The 20873-nt window shown below is 54.6% G+C and carries 19 protein-coding genes; 15 read left to right on the plus strand and 4 right to left on the minus strand.

The window, feature by feature from the left end; genetic code table 11:
- Positions 1–150 precede the first annotated feature (150 nt).
- Positions 151–1440 (minus strand): NAD(P)/FAD-dependent oxidoreductase, encoded by a 1290-nt coding sequence (locus tag TH25_RS03035; protein WP_114086973.1) that lies wholly within the window; start codon positions 1438–1440, stop codon positions 151–153.
- A 15-nt stretch (positions 1441–1455) separates the two neighbouring features.
- Positions 1456–2121 carry a haloacid dehalogenase type II gene (locus TH25_RS03040; protein WP_114086974.1) on the minus strand — a complete coding sequence of 222 codons (666 nt, stop codon included), beginning with the start codon at positions 2119–2121 and terminating at the stop codon, positions 1456–1458.
- Between the two features lie 241 nt (positions 2122–2362).
- Between TH25_RS03040 and TH25_RS03045 the strand changes: the two genes are divergently transcribed.
- The 10 genes from TH25_RS03045 to TH25_RS03095 all read left to right on the plus strand — a co-directional run bounded on the left by TH25_RS03045 (position 2363) and on the right by TH25_RS03095 (position 13450).
- Complete coding sequence (locus TH25_RS03045; RefSeq protein ID WP_114086975.1) at positions 2363–2731, plus strand: cupin domain-containing protein; 369 nt, start codon at positions 2363–2365, stop codon at positions 2729–2731.
- An 8-nt stretch (positions 2732–2739) separates the two neighbouring features.
- The gene (argE, locus tag TH25_RS03050) at positions 2740–3885 is read left to right on the plus strand and encodes an acetylornithine deacetylase (RefSeq protein WP_258549011.1); all 1146 of its coding nucleotides are present in this window, start codon (positions 2740–2742) and stop codon (positions 3883–3885) included.
- Positions 3886–4014: 129 nt separating this feature from the next.
- Positions 4015–4875: a GNAT family N-acetyltransferase gene (locus TH25_RS03055; RefSeq protein ID WP_114086976.1), complete on the plus strand. Its 861-nt coding sequence runs from the start codon at positions 4015–4017 to the stop codon at positions 4873–4875.
- 20 nt (positions 4876–4895) lie between these two features.
- On the plus strand, positions 4896–6269 hold the full coding sequence (locus tag TH25_RS03060) for an aspartate aminotransferase family protein (protein ID WP_114086977.1): 1374 nt from the start codon (positions 4896–4898) through the stop codon (positions 6267–6269).
- The gene (locus TH25_RS03065) at positions 6269–7180 is read left to right on the plus strand and encodes a 2-hydroxyacid dehydrogenase (protein ID WP_114086978.1); all 912 of its coding nucleotides are present in this window, start codon (positions 6269–6271) and stop codon (positions 7178–7180) included. The genes TH25_RS03060 and TH25_RS03065 overlap by 1 nt, the downstream gene beginning before the upstream one ends.
- A 284-nt stretch (positions 7181–7464) precedes the next feature.
- Positions 7465–8196, plus strand: a complete 732-nt coding sequence (locus tag TH25_RS03075; protein ID WP_114086980.1) for an HAD-IA family hydrolase — start codon at positions 7465–7467, stop codon at positions 8194–8196.
- Positions 8197–8271: 75 nt separating this feature from the next.
- Positions 8272–9879: an ABC transporter substrate-binding protein gene (locus TH25_RS03080; RefSeq protein WP_114086981.1), complete on the plus strand. Its 1608-nt coding sequence runs from the start codon at positions 8272–8274 to the stop codon at positions 9877–9879.
- Between the two features lie 83 nt (positions 9880–9962).
- The gene (locus tag TH25_RS03085) at positions 9963–10928 is read left to right on the plus strand and encodes an ABC transporter permease (protein ID WP_258549012.1); all 966 of its coding nucleotides are present in this window, start codon (positions 9963–9965) and stop codon (positions 10926–10928) included.
- Positions 10928–11788 (plus strand): ABC transporter permease, encoded by an 861-nt coding sequence (locus tag TH25_RS03090; RefSeq protein ID WP_114086982.1) that lies wholly within the window; start codon positions 10928–10930, stop codon positions 11786–11788. The genes TH25_RS03085 and TH25_RS03090 overlap by 1 nt, the downstream gene beginning before the upstream one ends.
- Positions 11789–13450 (plus strand): ABC transporter ATP-binding protein, encoded by a 1662-nt coding sequence (locus TH25_RS03095; protein WP_114086983.1) that lies wholly within the window; start codon positions 11789–11791, stop codon positions 13448–13450. It begins immediately after the preceding gene.
- 57 nt (positions 13451–13507) lie between these two features.
- Here the strand turns inward: TH25_RS03095 and TH25_RS03100 are convergent, their stop codons facing one another.
- A complete protein-coding gene (locus tag TH25_RS03100; protein ID WP_114086984.1) occupies positions 13508–14002 on the minus strand; it encodes an Lrp/AsnC family transcriptional regulator in 495 nt (164 codons plus the stop codon).
- A gap of 161 nt (positions 14003–14163) precedes the next feature.
- Between TH25_RS03100 and TH25_RS03105 the strand changes: the two genes are divergently transcribed.
- From TH25_RS03105 to TH25_RS03120, 4 genes are all read left to right on the plus strand, one after another.
- A complete protein-coding gene (locus TH25_RS03105; protein WP_114086985.1) occupies positions 14164–15489 on the plus strand; it encodes an NAD(P)/FAD-dependent oxidoreductase in 1326 nt (441 codons plus the stop codon).
- A 178-nt stretch (positions 15490–15667) separates the two neighbouring features.
- Entirely contained in the window at positions 15668–17140 is a 1473-nt protein-coding gene (locus tag TH25_RS03110) for an aldehyde dehydrogenase family protein (RefSeq protein ID WP_114086986.1), read from the plus strand.
- Between the two features lie 23 nt (positions 17141–17163).
- A complete protein-coding gene (locus TH25_RS03115; protein ID WP_114086987.1) occupies positions 17164–18210 on the plus strand; it encodes a tartrate dehydrogenase in 1047 nt (348 codons plus the stop codon).
- A 1-nt stretch (position 18211) separates the two neighbouring features.
- Positions 18212–19648, plus strand: a complete 1437-nt coding sequence (locus TH25_RS03120) for an NAD-dependent succinate-semialdehyde dehydrogenase (protein ID WP_114086988.1) — start codon at positions 18212–18214, stop codon at positions 19646–19648.
- A gap of 377 nt (positions 19649–20025) precedes the next feature.
- Here TH25_RS03120 and TH25_RS24710 read toward each other — a convergent pair whose 3' ends face one another.
- Positions 20026–20313 carry a hypothetical protein gene (locus TH25_RS24710; RefSeq protein WP_147252983.1) on the minus strand — a complete coding sequence of 96 codons (288 nt, stop codon included), beginning with the start codon at positions 20311–20313 and terminating at the stop codon, positions 20026–20028.
- 197 nt (positions 20314–20510) lie between these two features.
- On the opposite strand from TH25_RS24710, the gene TH25_RS03130 reads away from it, so the two are divergent.
- Positions 20511–20807, plus strand: a complete 297-nt coding sequence (locus TH25_RS03130; protein WP_114086990.1) for a BufA1 family periplasmic bufferin-type metallophore — start codon at positions 20511–20513, stop codon at positions 20805–20807.
- The last annotated feature ends 66 nt before the right edge of the window (positions 20808–20873 follow it).

The raw sequence follows: 20873 nt of genomic DNA on the forward strand, positions 1-20873 counted from the left end.
CGGCGAAGCCGCGCGCAGATTGCGGGCCTTTTCTCATTTACAGCACGAAGAAGCATCCGGCTTGCTCTTAATGTACAAAGGCCTGATTTGATGAGACCAGGCCTTTGTTTTGGTGCTGTTTTTGTGCACTTGAAGGCAAATCGCTTCAGATTAAGACAGTCGATCCTTGAGACCAAACCACATGCCAACAAGGGGCAGAAACCACGGTTTTCCACTATTGAACGGAATGGCGGGCCAATCGAGATCTGCCAGCGGGTTTGTGTCATTCCGCCCCATTGCCAGATCGGCGAGAACTTGGCCGATCAGGGTGGACATTTGTGCCCCGTGGCCGGAATATCCCATGCCATAGATCATGCCATCGGCCTCACCCGCCCGCGGGAAGCGGTCCTGGGTCATGCCAACAAGGCCACCCCAGCAATAATCAATATCGACATGTGCCAGATGCGGAAAGATTTCAACCATGCTTCTACGCAGAATGTCGCCCGATTTGGCATCTGATTTCTGGTCTGATACCGCCGAAAACCGGGCACGGCCGCCAAAAATAAGCCGATTGTCGGGAGAGAGGCGAAAGTAATTGCCGATATTCATTGAATTCACATAGGTGCGGTTGCCCGGCACGGTCGCGGCAATTTCTGCATCGGTCAGCGGGCGGGTGGCAATGATAAAGGAGCCGACACTAATGATCCGTTTGCGGAAATAACCAAGCGGTGCTTTTTTTTCCCGTCGGGTATAGCCGCCTGTTGCCACGATAACCCGATCGGCCAGAATTTTACCTTTTGCTGTTGTCAGTTCCCACATGCTGCCATTTCGGGACCGGCCGGTAAGCGGGGCGTTTTCCCATATTTTGGCACCGTGGCGATGGGCGGCGTCAGCCAGGCCATTCACAAACCGGCCCATATGCATCATCGCCGATTTTTCATAAAGCATGCCGCCATGAAAAATTTGCGGGCCGATTTCGGATGCGAGATCGTTTTTGTCGATCCATTTGGTATCCGGATCGACTTCTTTGTTAATCAACTCGAAATTGGCCCTAAGCCCGGCCACATGGGAGGCCTTTGAGGCCAGTTTGAGTTTGCCCGAACGACGGAAGTCGCAGGCAATGTTTTCTTCGGCGATGAGTTCCTCGATCATGTCGATCGAGGAATCATAGGCCTTGTAAAGGGTCTTTGCGCGATCTGCGCCCAGATGTTTTTGGGCGTCGGCATAACCATGCGCAATACCGTTATTAAGGTGTCCCCCATTGCGCCCTGATCCACCCGAGCCCACCTGGCCGGCTTCAAGAACGGCAACATTTACACCTTCCTTCGCCAGTTTTCGTGCGGCATTGAGGCCGGTGAAGCCCGCACCAATGACGGCAACATCAACCTTTCCCTCAACAGGGCCGGTTTGGCCGAGCGCAAAGGGGGTGGAACTGTCATGCCAGTAGGACACATATTTCATTGCACGTTTCCTGGCTTACAGTCCGACGACGGCGGCCAGACCGGAGACATCGGCAATTTCGGTATAGCCATAATAGGGATTGGCCGGTTCATGACCGCGATTAACCCAGACTTTGTTGCGAATGCCAAGGTCATGGGCCGTCATCAGGTCATAACGGAAGCTTGAGGATACATGCAAAATATCTTCCGGCCCGCAATTGAGCTGGTCGAACATATATTCAAAGGCCTGCATTTGCGGTTTGTATGCACCGGCACTTTCGGCGGTGAAAACATGCGCAATCGGCGTGCCCAGGCGGGCAATATTATGCGGGATCTGTTCGTTCATGGAATTGGTCAGGGCAACCAGCGGAATTTTATCGCCGATTTTGGCCAGACCCGCCGGAACATCAGGATGCGGACCCCAGGTCGGGACACGGTTATAAATGTCTTCGGCAATTTTCGGGTCAAAGGCGATGTTGTTGCGTTTGCATGTCCGCTCCAGCGCATTATAGACGATTTCGGCATAGGGCTTCCAGGCACCGAGCACTTCGTCAAGGCGATAGGCCGAAAAGTTCTCGATGAAAATATCCATTTGTTCGGCCGAAAGCATATGCCCGTAATGATCACGGGCAGCACCTGCCATATCAAATTTGATCATGGTGCCGTGGCAGTCAAAAGTAATGAATTTGGGGCGGAATGTCATTTTTGTACTCCCTGAAAGATTGATGTGAATATCCTTGTCCCATTACGGCGACAGTGATTGCCGCGTTTGACGTTTCCAGAGCAGAAAATTGCGTTTGTTCACACCGGCACGGCACGCGATGCCGCAAAAGAAAAATCTTTGGTGCGCGTCACTGCCGGTGCTCGGGCAGGGTATAGGGATCGCAGATAACATATCGTGTGGCGGCATTGGCTGCCTTTTCCCGGATAGAGGATTTAAAACCGTGAGCAAACTTGTGCCGCTTGATGTTGCGCCTTCTTTTGCCCCGCGTGAAAACGCGGCTTTGCCGGAACGTCTTATAGAAGGCAATCCTCATTTTAAAACCTGGGAACTTGATGCGGCCCTGGCCGAGGTCGCCAAATGGGGGCAGATCAGAAGCGGTATCTGGGAAGCAACACAGGGTACCACTGTTTCGATCAAGGGCGATACCTTTGAGTTTTGCCATATCCTTTCGGGGGTGGTCGAAATTAGCGAGGATGGCGGGGAGAGCCACAGATTTTCAGCCGGTGAGAGCTTTGTCATGAAGCCGGGCTTTGTCGGGCAGTGGCGAACGATTGAAACCGTTCGGAAAATTTTCGTTATTGCATCCTGAGGCCGAAAATGACTGGACAGAATGTGACCCCGGTCGAGATGCTCGATCGCCTCGTTTCCTTTCCCACGGTCGTGGGGACGAGCAATCAGGATTTGATGGCATTTGTCGCGGACTATCTAAAGGCGCATGGTGTTGTCACTCACGTGCTGCCAGGGCCCGAAGGGAATCGGTCAAATCTGTTTGCCACGATCGGTGATCCGTCAAAACCCGGCTATATCCTGTCGGGGCATGTGGATGTTGTCCCGGCGGGCGAACCGGAATGGCAGGCCGATCCGTTCATCATGCGCCAGCATGAAGACGGACGGCTGATTGGCCGTGGAACCTGTGACATGAAAGGATATGTCGCGGCCATTTTGGCAGTGGTGCCAAATCTCGTCGCCATGAAGCCTGAAACGCCCATTCATCTGGCCCTGTCCTATGACGAGGAAATTGGTTGTCGCGGTGTCCCGCACATGATTTCCGCCCTGCCAGATCTGTGTGCTCCGCCCCTGGGGGCGATTATTGGCGAACCATCGGGGCTGGTGCCTGTCCTGGCCCATAAAGGCAAGGCTGCCCTGCATGTTGAGGCACAAGGCATTTCAGGACACAGTTCGCGCACCGATTTGGGCGTGAACGCCATTCACGCCATGTTGCCGGTTTTGGTTGCAGCCCGAAACCAGGCAAAATTGCTGGAACAGGGGCCGTTTGACCCGCGTTTTTCACCGTCTTGCTCCAGCCTGCAGGTTGGAACGATTGCGGGCGGGCAGGCGGTGAATATCATTCCCGACCACGCGGAAGTGCAAATGGAATGCCGGGCCATTGCCGGCATTGACCCGAAGGCCCTGTTCGCACCGATTCTGGATGTGATTGAAGCTGAAAATCTGGCGGGCCCTGCAAAGCTGGCCGCGCAATGGATTTCATCCTATCCGGCGTTGGCCCTGCCGCAGGATCATGCGCTGGCGGAGTTGATGACAGTCATTTCCGGGCATGCCCCTCTTGCTGCCGTAAGCTACGGATCGGAAGCGGGGCTTTTCCAGGCGGCCGGTATTCCGGCCATCATATGCGGGCCGGGTGACATTTCCCGGGCCCACAAACCCGAGGAATATTTGACCGTTTCGGAATTGATGGCCACGGCAGATATGATCCTGGCCCTGGGAAACAGGCTTTCGGTGTGAGAACGGCATATCATGCGGTGATCATGCCGGGCTGCAATGAATAGTGCCGCAGCAGCACCCGATCAAAGCAAACATGCTGCCTGATCGGATGTAATTTCTAAAAACAATGACGATGGAAATTTCTGGACAATGACAACAGACCGAACCCATTTGCAAAAACGTGCCGAGGGCGTCGAGATCGTTCCTTTTACCACCGATCACCTTGAAGGTGCGTGGCGTTTGTCCCAGGCGGAATCCTGGCCTCACCGGGTGGAAGACTGGGCCTTGACCCTGTCGGTCTCCCAGGGGGTTGTCGCCCTTTATGACGGTGAAATTGTGGGAACATCGCTTTGCTCGCTGTTTGGTGATGTTGCGACATTGAATATGATCGTTGTTGATGGTCGCATGCGCGGACGGGGGCTTGGCCGTTTGATGATGGAAAAAATCATCGCGATTGCCGGCGACCGTGAACAGCGCCTTGTCGCCACCCAGGACGGTATCCCGCTTTACGAGAAAATGGGCTTCGTCGGGCAGGGTCGCATTGTGCAGCATCAGGGGATTGTCGGCCCAGTGCCCGCCTTGGATGAAACGGTGCGTGAGGCAGATGCCGACACTATGGCGGCAGATCTGGAGGCAATTTGCCAGATGGATATGGCGGCATCAGGAATGTCACGCGCAAAGTTGCTGGCAGGCATCGCCCTGGCAGGCGGTACCGTTTTGATTGCCGATGGCGGTTTTGCGATGTTGCGCCGGTTTGGTCGTGGCCAGGTCGTTGGCCCGATTGTAGCCAACAGCACGGAAACGGCCAAGACCCTGATTTCCGCGGCAGCCGTCCGATGTGAAGGGGCGTTTTTGCGCCTGGATGTGCCCGCAGAATATGAATTGTCCGGCTTTATTGAAAAATTGGGCCTTGCCCATGCGGGAGGCGGGCTGTCCATGACGCGCGCCGCAAAACGACGTGATCCACAAGACGTGAAAACATATGCCCTGGTTTCCCAGGCGCTTGGCTGATCGCAAATTTGGAGTTTGCAATGTTAACCAATTCTTTGATTGAGCTGGATCGCCAGCATCTGGTCCACCCGGTTTCATCATTTCGCGGCCATGAAGCCCGCGGTGTGCGCGTTCTCAAATCGGCCAAGGGGGCGATTGTTCGCGATAGCGAAGGGCGCGAATTGATTGACGGTTTTGCCGGTTTGTGGTGTGTCAATACCGGGTATGGTCAGGACAGCATTGTCGAGGCTGCCGCGCGCCAGATGCGCGAATTGCCCTATGCGACCGGTTATTTCGACATCGGGGCCGAAGCACCGATCCGTCTGGCATCGGAACTGGCCGATCGTGCCCCGGGCGACCTTAATCATATCTATTTTACGCTCGGCGGATCGGACGCGGTTGACAGTACAATCCGCTATATCCGCTATTACTGGCATGCCAAGGGGCAGCCAAACCGGGACCAGTTCATTTCGATTGAACAGGGGTATCATGGTTCGTCAACGATGGGTGCAGGCTTGACGGCCCTTCCGGCTTTCCATGACGGATTTGGCGCGCCTTATGCGTGGCAACATAAAATTTCATCGCATTACGTTTATCGCAATCCGGTCGGCACGGACCCGCAGGCGATTATCGAAGCCTCCGTTGCGGAATTACGCGCAAAAATAGCCGAGCTTGGCGAGGATCGTGTGGCCGCATTCTATGCCGAACCGATTCAGGGTTCCGGCGGCGTGCTGGTGCCACCCACGGGCTGGGTCAAGGCGATGCGCGATGTCTGCGCTGAATACGGCATCCTGTTTGTGGCTGACGAGGTTATTACCGGCTTTGGCCGTACCGGCCCGATATTTGCCTGCCTTGAAGAGGATATTGTGCCCGATCTGATGACGGTCGCCAAAGGCCTGACCGCTGGCTATGCGCCGATGGGGGCCGTCTTCATGTCCGACAGTGTTTATGAAACGATTGCTCAGGGCGCAGGTCCCAAGGCTGTGGGACATGGCTTTACCTATTCGGCGCATCCGGTTTCGGCCGCCGTCGCTCTGGAGGTTTTAAGGCTTTATGAGGGCGGGTTGTTTGAACGTGGTATCGAGGCCGGGAAACGCCTGATGGCCGGATTGGAAGGTCTGCGTGATCATCCGCTGGTGGGGGATGTGCGTGGACGCGGGATGCTGGCGGCCGTTGAACTTGTGGTCGACAAGGAAAAGAAAACCCCGTTGCCCGCCGAAGTCCAGCCTGCCACCCGCCTGTTGGACCGGGCCTGGGAGCATGGCCTGATTGTGCGGTCATTCCCGCAGGGTGTTTTTGGCTATGCGCCGCCGTTATGCTGTACCGATGACGAAATTGACCAGATCGTCGAACGGACCCGTCGCGTGCTTGATGTAACGCTGGATGATCCGGAAATTATTGCGGCCATGCGCTGATGGCGCTGTTGTATCTATCAACACCGGAACGGGCGGTTGCCTGGCAAAAAATCTTTGCCGATGCCGGCGAGGAGATGGTGATTGGCGAGGAGGCGGTAACGGATCCTGCCGCCATCACGCATATTGCCTGTTGGTATCCACCGGCTGATATTGCCCGTTATCCCAATGTGCGGGTTGTGATCAGTATCGGGGCGGGGGTCGATCAGATCCCCGCGCTGCCCGGCGGGGTTCAGTTGTCACGAACTGTTTCTTCGCAAATTGACGGGATGGTCCGGGAATGGGTGGTGATGGCAACCCTGATGCTTCATCGCGGCATGCCAACCTATATTGAACAGTCCACCAGGGAAATATGGCAGGCGCATGCTGGTCTTGCGACGCGTCAAACCAGTATTGGCATCATGGGCACGGGGCGGGTTGGTCTGCCGGTTGCCCGAACACTGATTGATCTTGGCTTTGATGTCTGTGGCTGGAGCCGTTCGGGCCGTTCTGTTGCGGGAATGCCTGTTTACGGCGAAAGGGATCTCGACCGGTTTTTGGGCCAGAGCAATCTTTTGATTTGTCTGTTGCCCCTGACCGACCAGACACGCGGGTTAATGTCGGGCGCATTTTTTGAAAAACTGCCGATGGGAAGTCGGCTTGTCCATGCCGGGCGCGGTGCGGAGCTTGATATGGATGCCCTTCATACTGCCCTGCAAAACGGGCGGATCGAAAGCGCCATGCTGGATGTGACCAACCCGGAACCCTTGCCCAAGGGGCATTGGGCCTGGTCGGATCCACGGGTTATCATTACGCCACATATTGGTTCTGTTACCGATTATGAACAAGGCGCACGGCATGTTCTTGCGGTAATCAGGGCTGACCGGGGCGGAGAAGAGATTCCGGGACGGGTTGATCAAAATTTGGGCTACTAGGCGTCAAGATCAGCCCGCGTGGTGAAATATGCCGCTTTGACGACGAAAAAAGAACAATATTCTGCGCCTGCCCCATGTTTCGGCGTTTCGAGCAGGGCTTTTGGGTAGAAAGTTGACGATAAGAAAAAATTGCAGGGAGGCGGAAGTCGGGGTGTCCGGCGGTTGATCCATTCAGCCAAAGACATTGTAAACAGCCGGTTTGCGCCGATTTCCCCCGAAACGATCCAGTCTGACATTGCCGTCTGATACAGGTTTAACGGTGCTGGTGCGAGAGGGTTTCCCCTATGGTGAATGATGCTGCGACCAAACCTCTATCCGAATTTCGATATGTAACCTTCGATGTTGTCGGGACGCTGATCGATTTCGAGGGAGCAATCAAGGATGGCCTTGCCAAAATTGCGCGCAGGGAAGGTGTGGTCCTGGATGGCGAGGCGGTGTTGCCGGTCTATCGGGACGCCCGCTACGAACCTGATGCCGGACTGTTCCCGGACGATCTTGGTCGTTGCTATTCAAGGATCGCTCAGAAATTTTCACTTCCGGATACGGAAGAATACCGACAGTTAATGATCGATGCAGTCGGAGAAGCACAACCCTTTGCCGACAGTATTGAGGCGATGGCGATTTTGAAAAAGCATTACAAGCTGATTGCCATGACCAATGCCCGTCGCTGGGCTTTTGACAAATACGCACATAAATTGAACGCGCCCTTCTGGGCGGGTTTTACGACGGACGATACCAGGACGGAAAAGCCCGACCCCGCCTTCTTTCATCAGGTTTTTGACTATGTCGAAAAAGAGGGTGGCAGCAGGGACGACATTTTGCATACGGCGCAAAGCCAGCATCATGACATTGGAATTTCCCGGGAACTGGGGATGACAAACGTCTGGATCGAACGCCGTCACGGGCAACAGGGCTATGGGGGCACGATCGAACCCAGCGAATTTACGCAACCCGATTACCATTTTCATGCGCTGATCGAGCTGGCCAGAGCAGCCGAAGAAGCTTTTGGCGCATGAAGTTAACAGGGCTGATACGTGGCAAAAAGATCATGATGGCTCATTTATCTTTTATCAGGGAAGGTGGATATAGCGATGAGTAAACCAACAAACTGGACAAACCGCGATGATTCGATGGTTGAAGACATGCTGCGTCGTGGTGCATCACGCCGCGATTTGTTAAAATTCATGATGGTTTCGGGCGTGGGTGCTGCTGCTGGCGGGTCCATTTTACTGCGGGCTGGCAATGCGCTGGCGGCAACACCGGTTTCGGGCGGGCATATTCGCGCTGCGGGCTGGTCATCTTCGACGGCTGACACCCTTGACCCGGCAAAGGCATCGAATGCAACCGACTATGTGCGGTGTTGCGCTTTTTATAACCGGCTGACATTCCTTGATGAAAAAGGGATCGTCAGGATGGAACTGGCCGACAAAATTGATACCAAAGACGCCAAGACCTGGGAAATCAAACTCAAGTCCGGGGTTGAGTTTCATGACGGCAAAACGCTGAATGCGGATGACGTCGTTTATTCTCTGAAACGTCATCTTGATAAATCGGTCGGGTCGAAAGCCCATTCCATTGCCGAGCAGATGACTGAAATTTCAAAAGTCGATGACTTGACGGTCAAAATTGGTTTGCTTGCTGCAAATGCCGATTTGCCGACAATTCTCGCCCTGCATCATTTCATGATTCTGGCTGACGGGACGACCGATTTTACGACGGCAAACGGGACCGGACCATTTACCTGCAAAACCTTTGAACCGGGTGTGCGGTCGATTGGCGTGCGCAATGAAAACTACTTCAAACCGCAAAAAGCCTATCTTGAAAGCTTCGAGTTTTTTGCCATCACCGACAACAGCGCACGTATTAACGCTTTGCTGTCCGGGGATATTCAGCTTGCAGCCAACTTAAACCCGCGTTCGATGCGCATGCTTGACGGTAATGATTCGGTTCGGGCATCCATTTCGACCTCGGGCAACTATACGGATTTGAACATTCGCCTTGATCAGGATCCGGGCACTCATTTTGATTTTGTCGAAGGCATGAAAAACCTTGTCAACCGCGACATGATCAAGAATTCGGTCCTGCGTGGCTTGGGCGAAATCGCCAATGATCAGCCCATTCCGCCGTCAAACCGTTATTATAATCTCAATCTGGAACCGCGTGCCTACGACCCGGACAAAGCCCTTTTCCACTTTAAAAAAGCCGGGCTTGTTGGTACCGAAATTCCGATCGTTACGTCTGATGCGGCAAACTCGGCCGTGGATATGGCCACTGTCATCCAGCAGGCTGGTTCCGAGATCGGCATGAAGCTGAAAGTCGAACGGGTGCCATCGGACGGGTACTGGTCAAATTACTGGCTGAAATCTCCGATTCATTTCGGCAACATCAACCCGCGCCCGACCCCCGATATCCTCTTCTCGCTTTTCTATATGTCGAATGCGCCGTGGAATGAAAGCCGTTACAAATCGGATAAATTCGATAGCATGGTGCTCGAGGCACGCGGCGAACTGAATGAAGACAAACGTTCGACGATTTACTGGGAATTGCAGGAAATGATTTCCAAAGAGGCGGGAACGGTTATTCCTGCCTGGCTGTCGAACGTTGATGGCGTTTCCTCCAAGGTGGAAGGTCTTCGGCCCAACCCGCTTGGCGGCATGATGGGATATGCTTTTGCCGAATATGTTTGGCTGAAGTCATAAACCTTTGATTTGCTGGAATTGCCTGCCAGGTGCAAGCCGGGCAGGCAGTTCTTTTCTGGAAAGTTTTGCGACGGGGGTTCTCTTTGAGACAATCGTTTATCTCACTCTATTTACTGGTTCAGGTTTCAAAGCGACTGGCGATTGCCTTGTTGACGCTTGTCATCGTGTCATTTGCCGTTTTCTTTGCGACAGAACTGCTGCCTGGTGACGTTGCCCAGATTTTGCTGGGACAGGCGGCAACCCCCGAAGCGGTGGCTGGACTGCGTGAGGCAATGGGCCTGAATGAACCGGCATTTCACCGGTTTCTGTTCTGGCTGATCGGTCTTACTCATGGCGACCTTGGTATTTCTTATGCCAACAACATGCCTATCGCGGAACTGATTCATGGCCGTTTGACCAATTCGCTCAAACTTGCCGGTGTGACGACGCTTGTTTCTGTACCGGTTTCGCTGTTCCTGGGGATCGGGGCGGCGATGTGGCGTAACTCCCCGTTTGACAGAATGGTCTCTGTTTTGACGATCTCGGTGATTTCCGTGCCCGAATTCATGGTTGCCACCCTGTCGGTCCTTATTTTTGCCGTCTGGCTGGACTGGTTGCCCGCCCTGAGCTTTGGCGCCGATGTCGGTTCTTTTTCCGATATGCTGCGGGCATATGCGATGCCGGTTATTACCCTGTCATGTGTTGTTTCCGCGCAAATGATCCGGATGACGCGCGCGGCAGTGATTGAAACCATCAACACGCCCTATGTGGAAATGGCCCTGCTAAAGGGGGCGTCGCGCACGCGCATGGTGCTGGTTCATGCGCTGCCCAATGCCCTGGGGCCCATCGCAAATGCCGTTGCCCTGTCTTTGAGTTATCTGGTTGGCGGCGTGATCATCGTCGAGACGATTTTCAATTATCCCGGTGTGGCAAAGCTGATGGTTGATGCGGTGTCAACCCGCGACCTGCCGCTGATCCAGTCCTGTGCGATGCTATTTTGTGTCAGCTACCTCTCGCTGATTACCCTGGCGGATCTGATTGCCATTTTGTCGAACCCGAGGTTGCGCTGATGAAATCCGATATGTCGATTGCCTCTTCGTCACCCGCGCCCCGAAGCAAGGGATATTCCTTTAATATTGTCGGGCGTATTGGTCTGGGGATCATTCTGTTCTGGTTGGCTGTTGCAATTCTGGGCCCCTGGATATCGCCCCATCCCCCCGGAGAAATCGTTGACTGGGACTATTTTGGTCCGATGACGTCAAAATTCTGGCTTGGAACCGATTATCTGGGGCGCGACATGTTCTCGCGTATTCTGCTAGGCGCGCGCTATACGGTTGGCATTTCGCTTGCCGCTGTTACGATCGCCTGCACAATCGGGGTGATTCTGGGCATGATTGCTGCCGTTATTGGCGGCTGGTTTGATATGATCCTGTCGCGCCTGTTAGATGCGATTAACGGTATTCCGTCCCTGTTGTTTGGTCTGGTTGTTGTTGCGGCGGTCGGGTCCTCCATTCCGGTGCTGATTTTGACACTGGCGGCCAATTATATGCCTGGCTCCTACCGGTTTGCCCGCGCACTGGCGGTGAATGTCAATACAATGGATTTTGTTACCGTTGCCCGCGCGCGTGGCGAAAACACGCCCTATCTTATTATCCGCGAGATCTTCCCCAATATCCTGGGGCCGGTTCTGGCTGATTTGGGGTTGCGTTTTGTCTTTATCGTTCTGGTTCTTTCGGGGCTTTCCTTCCTGGGCCTTGGTGTTCAGCCACCAAATGCGGACTGGGGCGCGCTGGTTCGGGAAAATATTGGCGCGCTGAGTTTTGGGGCACCGGCGGTGATCTTTCCGTCAATTGCCATCGCCTCGCTGACGATTTCGGTGAATATGTTCATCGATAATCTGCCGACAAAAATCCGCGACAGGAGCGAATAAATGACTGAAAAACCCCATGTCTCCGTCAAGGATTTACACGTAAACGCCAGGACTGATTCCGGGCGCATGGTTGAAATCATCAAAGGGGTTTCATTTGATGTTGCCCCTGGTGAAATGGTTGCGCTGATCGGGGAATCCGGTTCGGGCAAAACAACGATCGCCTTGTCCCTGATGGGCCATACCCGCACCGGATGCCACATTGCCAGCGGTGACATTCGTGTCGGGGACAATGCCGTGACGTCCATGACATCACGTCAGCTTGCAGCGTTTCGCGGAACAGGTGTTGCCTATGTTCCACAATCTGCTGCAGCGGCCTTTAACCCGTCCAAGCGGATTATCGACCAGGTGATCGAGATTACGGTAATTCATCATTTGATGAGCCGAAGCAAGGCTGAGACAAAAGCCGTCGAGCTGTTTCGCGCCCTGGGGCTGCCCAATCCCGAAACGATTGGCAAGCGGTATCCGCATCAGGTTTCCGGGGGGCAGTTGCAGCGTCTTTCGGCGGCAATGGCGCTGATCGGCGATCCTGAACTGGTGATTTTCGATGAACCGACAACGGCACTGGATGTGACCACCCAGATCGAGGTTTTGCGGGCCTTTAAGTCCGTGATGGCGAAAAAAGGCATTTCCGGTGTTTATGTCAGCCACGATCTTGCCGTGGTGGCGCAGGTTGCCAACCGGATTGTCGTTTTGCGGGGCGGTGAAGTTCAGGAGGAAGGGGATGTTGACCAGATCTTGAATGAACCTGCGCATGACTATACCAAAGACCTGTTAAACGCCTTTAAACCCGCGACCCATGTTGCACAGGGCCAGCGCGAAGCAGATGCAGAACCCCTGCTGGAGGTTCACGAACTGTATGCCGGTTATGGTCCGACCAAGGATGGTGAACCGGTGGCAAAGGTTCTTAAGGATGTCAGCTTCAAACTAGAGCGCGGACGAAATCTGGGGGTTATTGGTGAATCCGGGTCGGGAAAATCGACACTGGCCCGGGCGGTTGCCGGCATCCTGAAACCCTATCGGGGGTATGCCCTGTTTAATGGCAAGGAACTTGGGGCGGGCATCAAGGATCGCACCAAAGAGCAACTACAAAAGAATCAAATCGTTTTCCAGCTTGCCGATACGGCGCTTAATCCGGCGCATTCGATTGAATCCATTCTGGCGCGCCCGCTGGCTTTTTATCACGGTCTGCGTGGGGCAAAAAAGGAACGGCGGGTGATCGAACTTCTGGATATGGTTCGGCTTCCGGCAAATATTCGCCATCGTTTGCCCGAAGAACTTTCGGGCGGGCAGAAACAAAGGATCAATTTGGCCCGTGCCCTTGCCGCCGAACCGGAACTCATTTTGTGTGACGAAATCACTTCGGCACTTGATACCGTGGTGGCGGCGGCGATTTTGGACCTTCTCAAGGAATTGCAGCGTGAACTGAGCCTGAGCTACATGTTCATCAGCCACGATCTTTCAACCGTCGAGGCCATTTGTGATGATGTTCTGGTGATGCTGCAAGGTGAAGTCGTTGAAGCCCTGCCTGCCAGCGAAATGTCACAAAAGGCACAGCATCCGTATTCCAAGCTTTTGATTTCATCGATCCCAAAACTGGATACCGGCTGGCTTGACAGGGTGGATGCCGATCCGGTTTTTGCGGCACAAATGGCTGATCGCTGACCTGAAACGTCTTGAGACATTGATGATAGAAGCCCGGCGAAAAATACCGGGCTTTTTTCACAGATGCTTGCCAAACAGTTTGGTTAAGGGAATCTCGCTTCTGACGATCGGGCTTTTGATCACCACATAACTGAAATACTTGTCAATTCCGACATTTTTGTCGATCAGCATTTCAATGATTTCCTGATATTCGGTGATCCCGGATGTGACGAACTTTGTCAGATAATCGTAGCCACCCGATATAAGATGACATTCAACGCAGCTTTCGATTTGTTTCAGGGCATCCTGAAAGCGGGCAAAGTCGATCTGGTGGTGGTTTGTGAGCGTGAATTCGGTAAACACCGTGAGTGTTTCACCCAGCTTTGCCACATTGATTTGTGCGGCATACCCGGAAATATAGCCGGCCTTTTGCAGTTTTTTCACACGCATAAGGCAGGGGGACGGCGATAGGTGAACGAGTTCAGCCAGCTCAACGTTCGTTATGCGACCATTCTTCTGTAGTTCAGACAGAATTTTTACATCAATCCGATCAAGCTTATAGTCGGATGTCATTTAAGGGTTCCCTGATAGTCGTCATCATTACGTCTCTGTAAAATCCAGCCCAAGATGCAAGTCAACTTTATTCGACAGGAAATGCCGTTTTTTATGGCCAATCCGGCATAGGTGACTGAAAAAGCCGGTGTATGTTTCGTCTCAGCAGAGGAGATAAATATATGCCAGCACCATTGTTGAAGATAGAGACAAGTTCAAATTTGCCTGCTGACGCGGACTGTGTGGTTATTGGTGCAGGTATCGTTGGCGTCTGTACGGCTTATTGGCTGGCGCGTAGTGGAATGCGGGTTGTGCTGCTTGAAAAGGGGCGGGTCGGCGCCGAACAGTCCAGCCGCAACTGGGGCTGGTGCCGCCAGCAAAACCGCGACGCCCGCGAATTGCCTCTGGCAACCAAAAGCCTTGCCCTGTGGGAAGAAATCATGGCCGATCTTGGCCCCGGGATAGGTTTCCAGCGGTGCGGGTTGTTATATTTGTCGAACAATCCGGCAGAGATCGAAGGCTGGGATAAATGGGGCCGCTTTGCCCGGGGCGAAGGCGTTGATACACGAATCCTGAGTTCCCAAGAAGCAACCGAGCGCGGGCAGGCCACCGGTAAAACCTGGCTGGGCGGTGTCTGGTCGCCAACCGATGGTATTGCCGATCCGGCAAGTGCCGCCCCGCTGATTGCCCAGGGTGTCGTCAAACACGGGGGCCATGTTATTCAATCCTGTGCCGCCCGTGGTATCGAAACAAGTGGCGGCAAAGTTTCGGGGGTTGTGACGGAAAAGGGTATCATCAAAACCCCGCAGGTGGTGATGGCGGGGGGAGCCTGGGCGTCGAGCTTTTTGTACCAGACCGGTATTTCCTTTCCGCAGGCAAGTGTCAGAAGCTCGATTATGTCTGTTGCACCGGGGGCAAAGGGCATCCCGCCAGCCTTGCATACAAAGGATGTTTCCATAACCCGTCGCAGTGACGGGGCATATACCCTGGCCATTTCCGGGCGCGCCAATCTTGATATTACGCCCGGTGCCATGTTCGGGGTGAAGCATTTTCTACCCATGTTTGCCAAACGCTGGCGGGTATTGTCGCCGGGGGGAGTACAGGCATGGAATGCCGGTTTTGAAACGCGTCAGAAATGGTCCCTGGATGCACAAACCCCGATGGAACGTGTCCGGATTCTTGATCCGCGTCCGTCCAAGCGCCTGATCAACGAAACCCTTGCAAATGCGCGCAAGTTGATACCCGCGTTTGAAGATATCGCGGTGCAGGCGGCGTGGGCCGGGTATATTGACAGCACGCCAGACGGTGTGCCGGTGATTGATAGCAACCTTTCCATTCCGGGCCTGACATTGGCTGCTGGCCTTTCGGGGCATGGATTTGGCATTGGTCCGGGGGTCGGGCACCTGATTGCCGATATGCTGATGGCGCGCAAGCCGATTACCGAAACCCGGCAATATAAACTTGAACGGTTTAATGATTCGCAGTGGGGAAAAGTCGCCGGGTTCTAGCGGTTTTGGGAAAGTGCATGGCCGAAAACCGGGCAGGTTGCGTCTGGCGATGCACAATCTTCTGCGGCATCGGTTGTTTTCGGGCAGTGGAATCTGCCGCACGCGCGCGGTTTTCGGCACCTTCATGTGTGACGTTGCGCCATAATTTTTCCAATCAGTTCAGCAATGAGGCGACCCGATGTCATCTGTTTTCAATCCTGCACAGCTCACGTTACCTTCGGGGCATTTCATTGGTGGCCGGTATGTCGATGCTGCCGATTCCGCCGCCGAGATCGATGTTATTTCCCCGTCGACCGGCCAGCGCATTGGCGGTATTCCCCGTGCCGGTGCCGCAATGGTGGATGATGCCGTGTGCGCTGCGCGCGCGGCACTTGCCCGATCCGGCTGGGGCGGAGTGGCCCCGCGCGACAGGCTGAAGGCATTGCATAGATGGGCCAGCCTGATGGAAGAAAATGCCGAAACCCTGGCCCGCCTGGAGGCGGTTTCTTCCTCGCGTCCGCTTGCCGATGCCAGGGTTGGCGATGTTCTGGTTACGGCAGAACAGATCCGGTTTTTTGCCGAATTTGCCGATAAGGAAGGTGGCAATCTGGTGCCGGTTTCCGATGGTCATTTCGGTTATATTGAAGATGCGCCCTATGGCGTTGTCGGGGCGATCACGCCGTGGAATTTTCCCATCTCGATGGCGGGTTGGAAACTGGGCCCTGCATTGGCCGCAGGAAATGCCGTGGTGATCAAACCCTCGGAGATGACCCCCTATTCGACGCTGTATATGGCCGAACTCTCTGTTCAGGCGGGGATTCCGGCGGGCCTGATTAACGTGGTTCTGGGCGACGGGCCCGTTACCGGGACCGCCATTACCGGTCATCCGGGAATTGACAAGGTTTCCTTTACCGGTTCAACCCGTGCGGGCGGGGCGATTATGGAAAATATTGCCCGCACCGGGATCAAACCGATGACCCTGGAACTGGGCGGGAAAAGCCCGATGGTTGTTTTTGCCGATGCCGATATTGACCTGGCGGCAGAATGCCTGGATCGCGGCATTACCCCCAATGCCGGGCAGTTTTGCGTGGCAGGATCACGCATAATCGTTGCGCGTGAAATTGCCGATGAACTGGCTGAAAAACTTGCCGAACGCTTCAAATGCTATCAGCCTGCGGATACCCTGGCGGAAAAGCCGGGTTTTTCGCCGATCATTTCCGAAACGCAATTGTCGCGCATTGACAGTATCGTCAAGGCATCTGTGGATCAGGGGGCCCATATTTTGTGCGGCGGCGCGCGGTTTGAGCGCGAGGGGAGTTATTATCAGCCCACCCTGATTGGCGGCGTGGATGAAAGCAACCCGGCCGTGCGGGAAGAAATCTTTGGTCCGGTTGCCACCTTTCAAACCTTCGAGACCGAAGAAGAGGCAATGGCGCTTGCCCGTCATGCGACATACGGGCTGTGTGCCGGCCTGTTTACCCGCGATTTGTCCCGCGCCCTGCGTCTGACCCGCCAGTTGGAAGCCGGTACCGTCTGGGTCAACCGGTATGGACGCTCGCGCGATCACATTTTGCCAACCGGTGGCTGGAAGGCATCGGGCATGGGCAAGGATCTGGGGCGCGAAGCCTATCGGGCCAATCGCCGCACGAAATCGGTACTGATTGATTTGTAATGTCGCTTGGAGCGGATATTAAGATGAAAAATTACGCGCTTGCCGTGATCCCCGGTGACGGAATTGGGGTTGATGTGACCGATGCTGCCATGAAAGTGCTGAATACGGTCGCATCGCGTTTCGGCTTTGGTTTATCGCCGCAAACGTTTCCCTGGTCTTGCGAATATTATCATGAAACCGGGGCCATGATGCCCGAAGACGGGATTGAAACCCTGCGGGGGTTTGATGCCATTTTGCTGGGCGCGGTGGGATGGCCGAAAACGGTGCCGGATTCCGTATCCCTGCATGGTTTGCTGTTACCCATTCGCAAGGCATTTAATCAATATGCCAATATTCGCCCGCATCGCCTGCTTGACAGGGTTGAAGGGCCGCTAAAGGCATCGGCATTTGATATTTTGTGCATTCGCGAAAATACCGAAGGCGAATATTCGGGCGCTGGCGGGCGTGTCCATCAGGGTAAAAGCAACGAAGTCGCCATTGAAACCACCATTTTCACCCGCGAAGGGGTTGAACGCATTTTGCGTTTCGGGTTCGAGCAGGCGCGCAAACGGCGCAAACACCTTACATCCGTGACCAAATCCAACGCCCAGAAACATGCGATGGTGTTTTGGGATGACGTCACCCGCGAACTGGCTGCCGAATATGACGATGTTACCGTCAGCCAGATGCACATTGATGCAATGGCGGCCAAAATGGTGATGGCACCCGAACAGCTTGATGTCGTTGTTGCCTCCAACCTGTTTGGCGACATCCTGACCGACCTGGGGGCCGCCATTCAGGGCGGGCTTGGATTTGCCGCATCGGCCAATATCAACCCGGACCGTTCCAGCCCGTCGATGTTCGAGCCGGTTCATGGCTCCGCCCCGGATATTGCGGGTCAGAATATTGCCAACCCGATTGCCGCAATCTGGTCGGCGGCGATGATGCTGGATCATCTTGGCGAGGCCGAGGCCGCAAAGGCGGTTTTGGCCGCCATTGAAGATGCTACCCGGCAGGGCGTGGGTATTCGCCCCGGATCACACACGACGGACGAAATTACAGCAAAAATTCTGGGCGTATTGGAGAACTGAGATGAAACTTAACGATACCGAACTGTTTCGTCAGGCCGCGTATATCAATGGGGAATGGCTGACGCGTGACGACATGGAGGTTCTTAATCCGGCAACAGGCCTGGTGCTGGGCCATATGCCCGATTGCACGGCCGCCGAAACCGAAATGGCGATTGCCGCGGCAGAAGAAGCCATGAAGGGCTGGCGGGCGCTGACCCATTTGCAACGCGCCGATTTGCTGATGGCCTGGCATGATCTGATGCTGGAAAATGCCGATGATCTTGCCCGTCTTCTGACCGCCGAACAGGGCAAACCTCTGGCCGAGGCCAAAGGCGAAATTGCCTATGGTGCCTCCTTTGTGCGCTGGTTCGCCGAGGAAGCCCGCCGCATTGAAGGCCATATCATTCCATCCCCCGTGCCGGGCAAGAAGATTTTGGCAATGAAGGAACCGGTGGGCGTGTGTGCGATTATCACGCCCTGGAACTTCCCCAATGCCATGATCACCCGCAAGGTGGCCCCCGGTCTGGCGGCGGGCTGCACGATGGTGATCAAACCGTCGGACTTTACGCCCTATTCGGCATTGGCCCTGTGTGTGCTGGCCGAACGGGCCGGTATTCCCAAGGGGGTTTTAAACGTATTAACCGGGCGTCCCGAAGAAATCGGCGCGACGCTGACGAAAAGCCAGACCGTGCGCAAGCTGTCCTTTACCGGCTCCACCCGTGTCGGCGCGCTTTTGGCCGAACAGTGCGCCCCGACGCTTAAGAAGCTGTCGCTTGAACTGGGCGGTAATGCTCCGTTTGTGGTGTTTGATGATGCCGATATTGATGTTGCGATCGACGGCGCGATGGCATCGAAATTCCGCAATGGCGGGCAAACCTGTGTGTGTGCCAACCGTATGCTGGTTCAGGCGGGTATTTACGATGAATTTGTCGCCAAACTGGCAAAACGGGTGGATGCGCTGAAGGTTGGTGCGGGCGAGGATGCCGGTATCGACATCGGCCCCATGATCAACAGTGCTGCGATTGCCAAAATCAATTCCCATGTTGAAGATGCCCTTGCCAAGGGGGCCAAACGGGTCACAGCCAAGCGGGACCTGGATGCCCGTTTTGCCGATCCGATGGTTCTGGAAGGGGCCACCACGGATATGAAACTGGCCGCCGAGGAAACCTTTGGTCCGGTAGCACCGATTTTCAAATTCGAGACCGAAGAAGAAGCCCTCGAAATTGCCAATGGCACGCCCTTTGGCCTGGCGGCCTATTTCTTTACCACCGATCTGGCACGTGCCTTCAGGTTTAATGATGGCCTTGAATTTGGGCTGGTTGGCCTTAATACCGGTGCCCTTTCCCATGCCGAAGCCCCGTTTGGCGGGGTTAAATTCTCCGGCCTTGGCCGCGAGGGCGCGCGCGAAGGCATTCTGGAATATCTGGAAACCAAGGCCTTCCATATGGGCGGATTATAAAATCATCCCGTACGAACCCTTCCGGATGCGCTCTCCCTTGGTTAGTTCTGAAGGGTAATCTGTCGAAGAAAAACAGTGCAAGGCGGGTAACGTCGGCACTGTTTTTCTTTTTGCGTCCAAAATTTAAAATGCGTGGCTCAGGTGACAGGCATCCTGGATGGCCAAATAGATATCGCGGCTGGCGATGGCATCCGAACGCGGGCCAAGCTGGTTGTCGCCCCGTTTGCATCGCGCGATGTGACGGCAAAGTCGTCATTGCCAAATCTGGCAGGGGGCAATCTGTGTTTCATCATCCGCAAATTGGCAGGTTTCGTTAACAGGTAGATAACGCCGTCGTGAGCTTTCTGCCGGATGTTATGGCATCACCAAAATGCTGTTCATGATTTGGCGATCATGCAGGATGTGTGGTCGCACATTTGAGACGAATTTTCAGGCAAAAACGCCCTGCGAAGCAACGGCACCGAAAAGTCCTTTGGCGGGCTGGAAGTAACCGTTTTAAAACGATTATTCCAATATTTCCCATGTCTTTTTGCAACCAGATTGTCGCCGCACCCCGCGTGAAAATGGGATGCTGCGATACGTGCAGGATAAGGCAGATGCACCAATCCAGGATTGAATTTTTGTGCGGTGGTATGACTGGGTTTTATCGCGCTGCGATAAAACATGATGGCATGTTTTTGGATGTTTTCTCTCACAAAGGCGTGAATTTAAAGGGAATTATTCTCACACCGTGTTGATGCGCTGTGTGCGCTTGTTGCGATGACGGGGTGCCTTTTGGTTGCTATCACCGGGGGGTCACAGTGAATTGGAAAGACCGCTTGTGACAGGTAACTTCGGGACTTTTAAAATGAGGGAAAAGCAGATGAAGAACGCACTTGTATTGGCAGCCGCACTTTCGGCCGGGTTGACGATGGCCGCCGCCGACGCATCGGCAGCGGGGGATCAGGAAAAATGCTTTGGTGTTTCTTTGGCCGGTCAGAACGAATGTGCGGCGGGCCCGGGCACAACCTGTGCCGGAACCTCCAAGGTTGATTATCAGGGTAACTCCTGGAAACTGGTTCCAGCGGGCACCTGTGAAGAAATGACCTTCACCACGGCCGATGGCCGCACGGTTCATGGTAGCCTGACCAAGCTGGATCGCGATCTGCCGGAAATGTAAGCCACTTTCCCGGTGCGCCGGTTGTTCGGTGCACCGGGTTTTTTCTCATTCCGGGCCGGGGGCGCA

Origin of the sequence: Thalassospira profundimaris (genome assembly GCF_003326755.1) — a bacterium.
Taxonomy (GTDB): domain Bacteria; phylum Pseudomonadota; class Alphaproteobacteria; order Rhodospirillales; family Thalassospiraceae; genus Thalassospira; species Thalassospira profundimaris_B.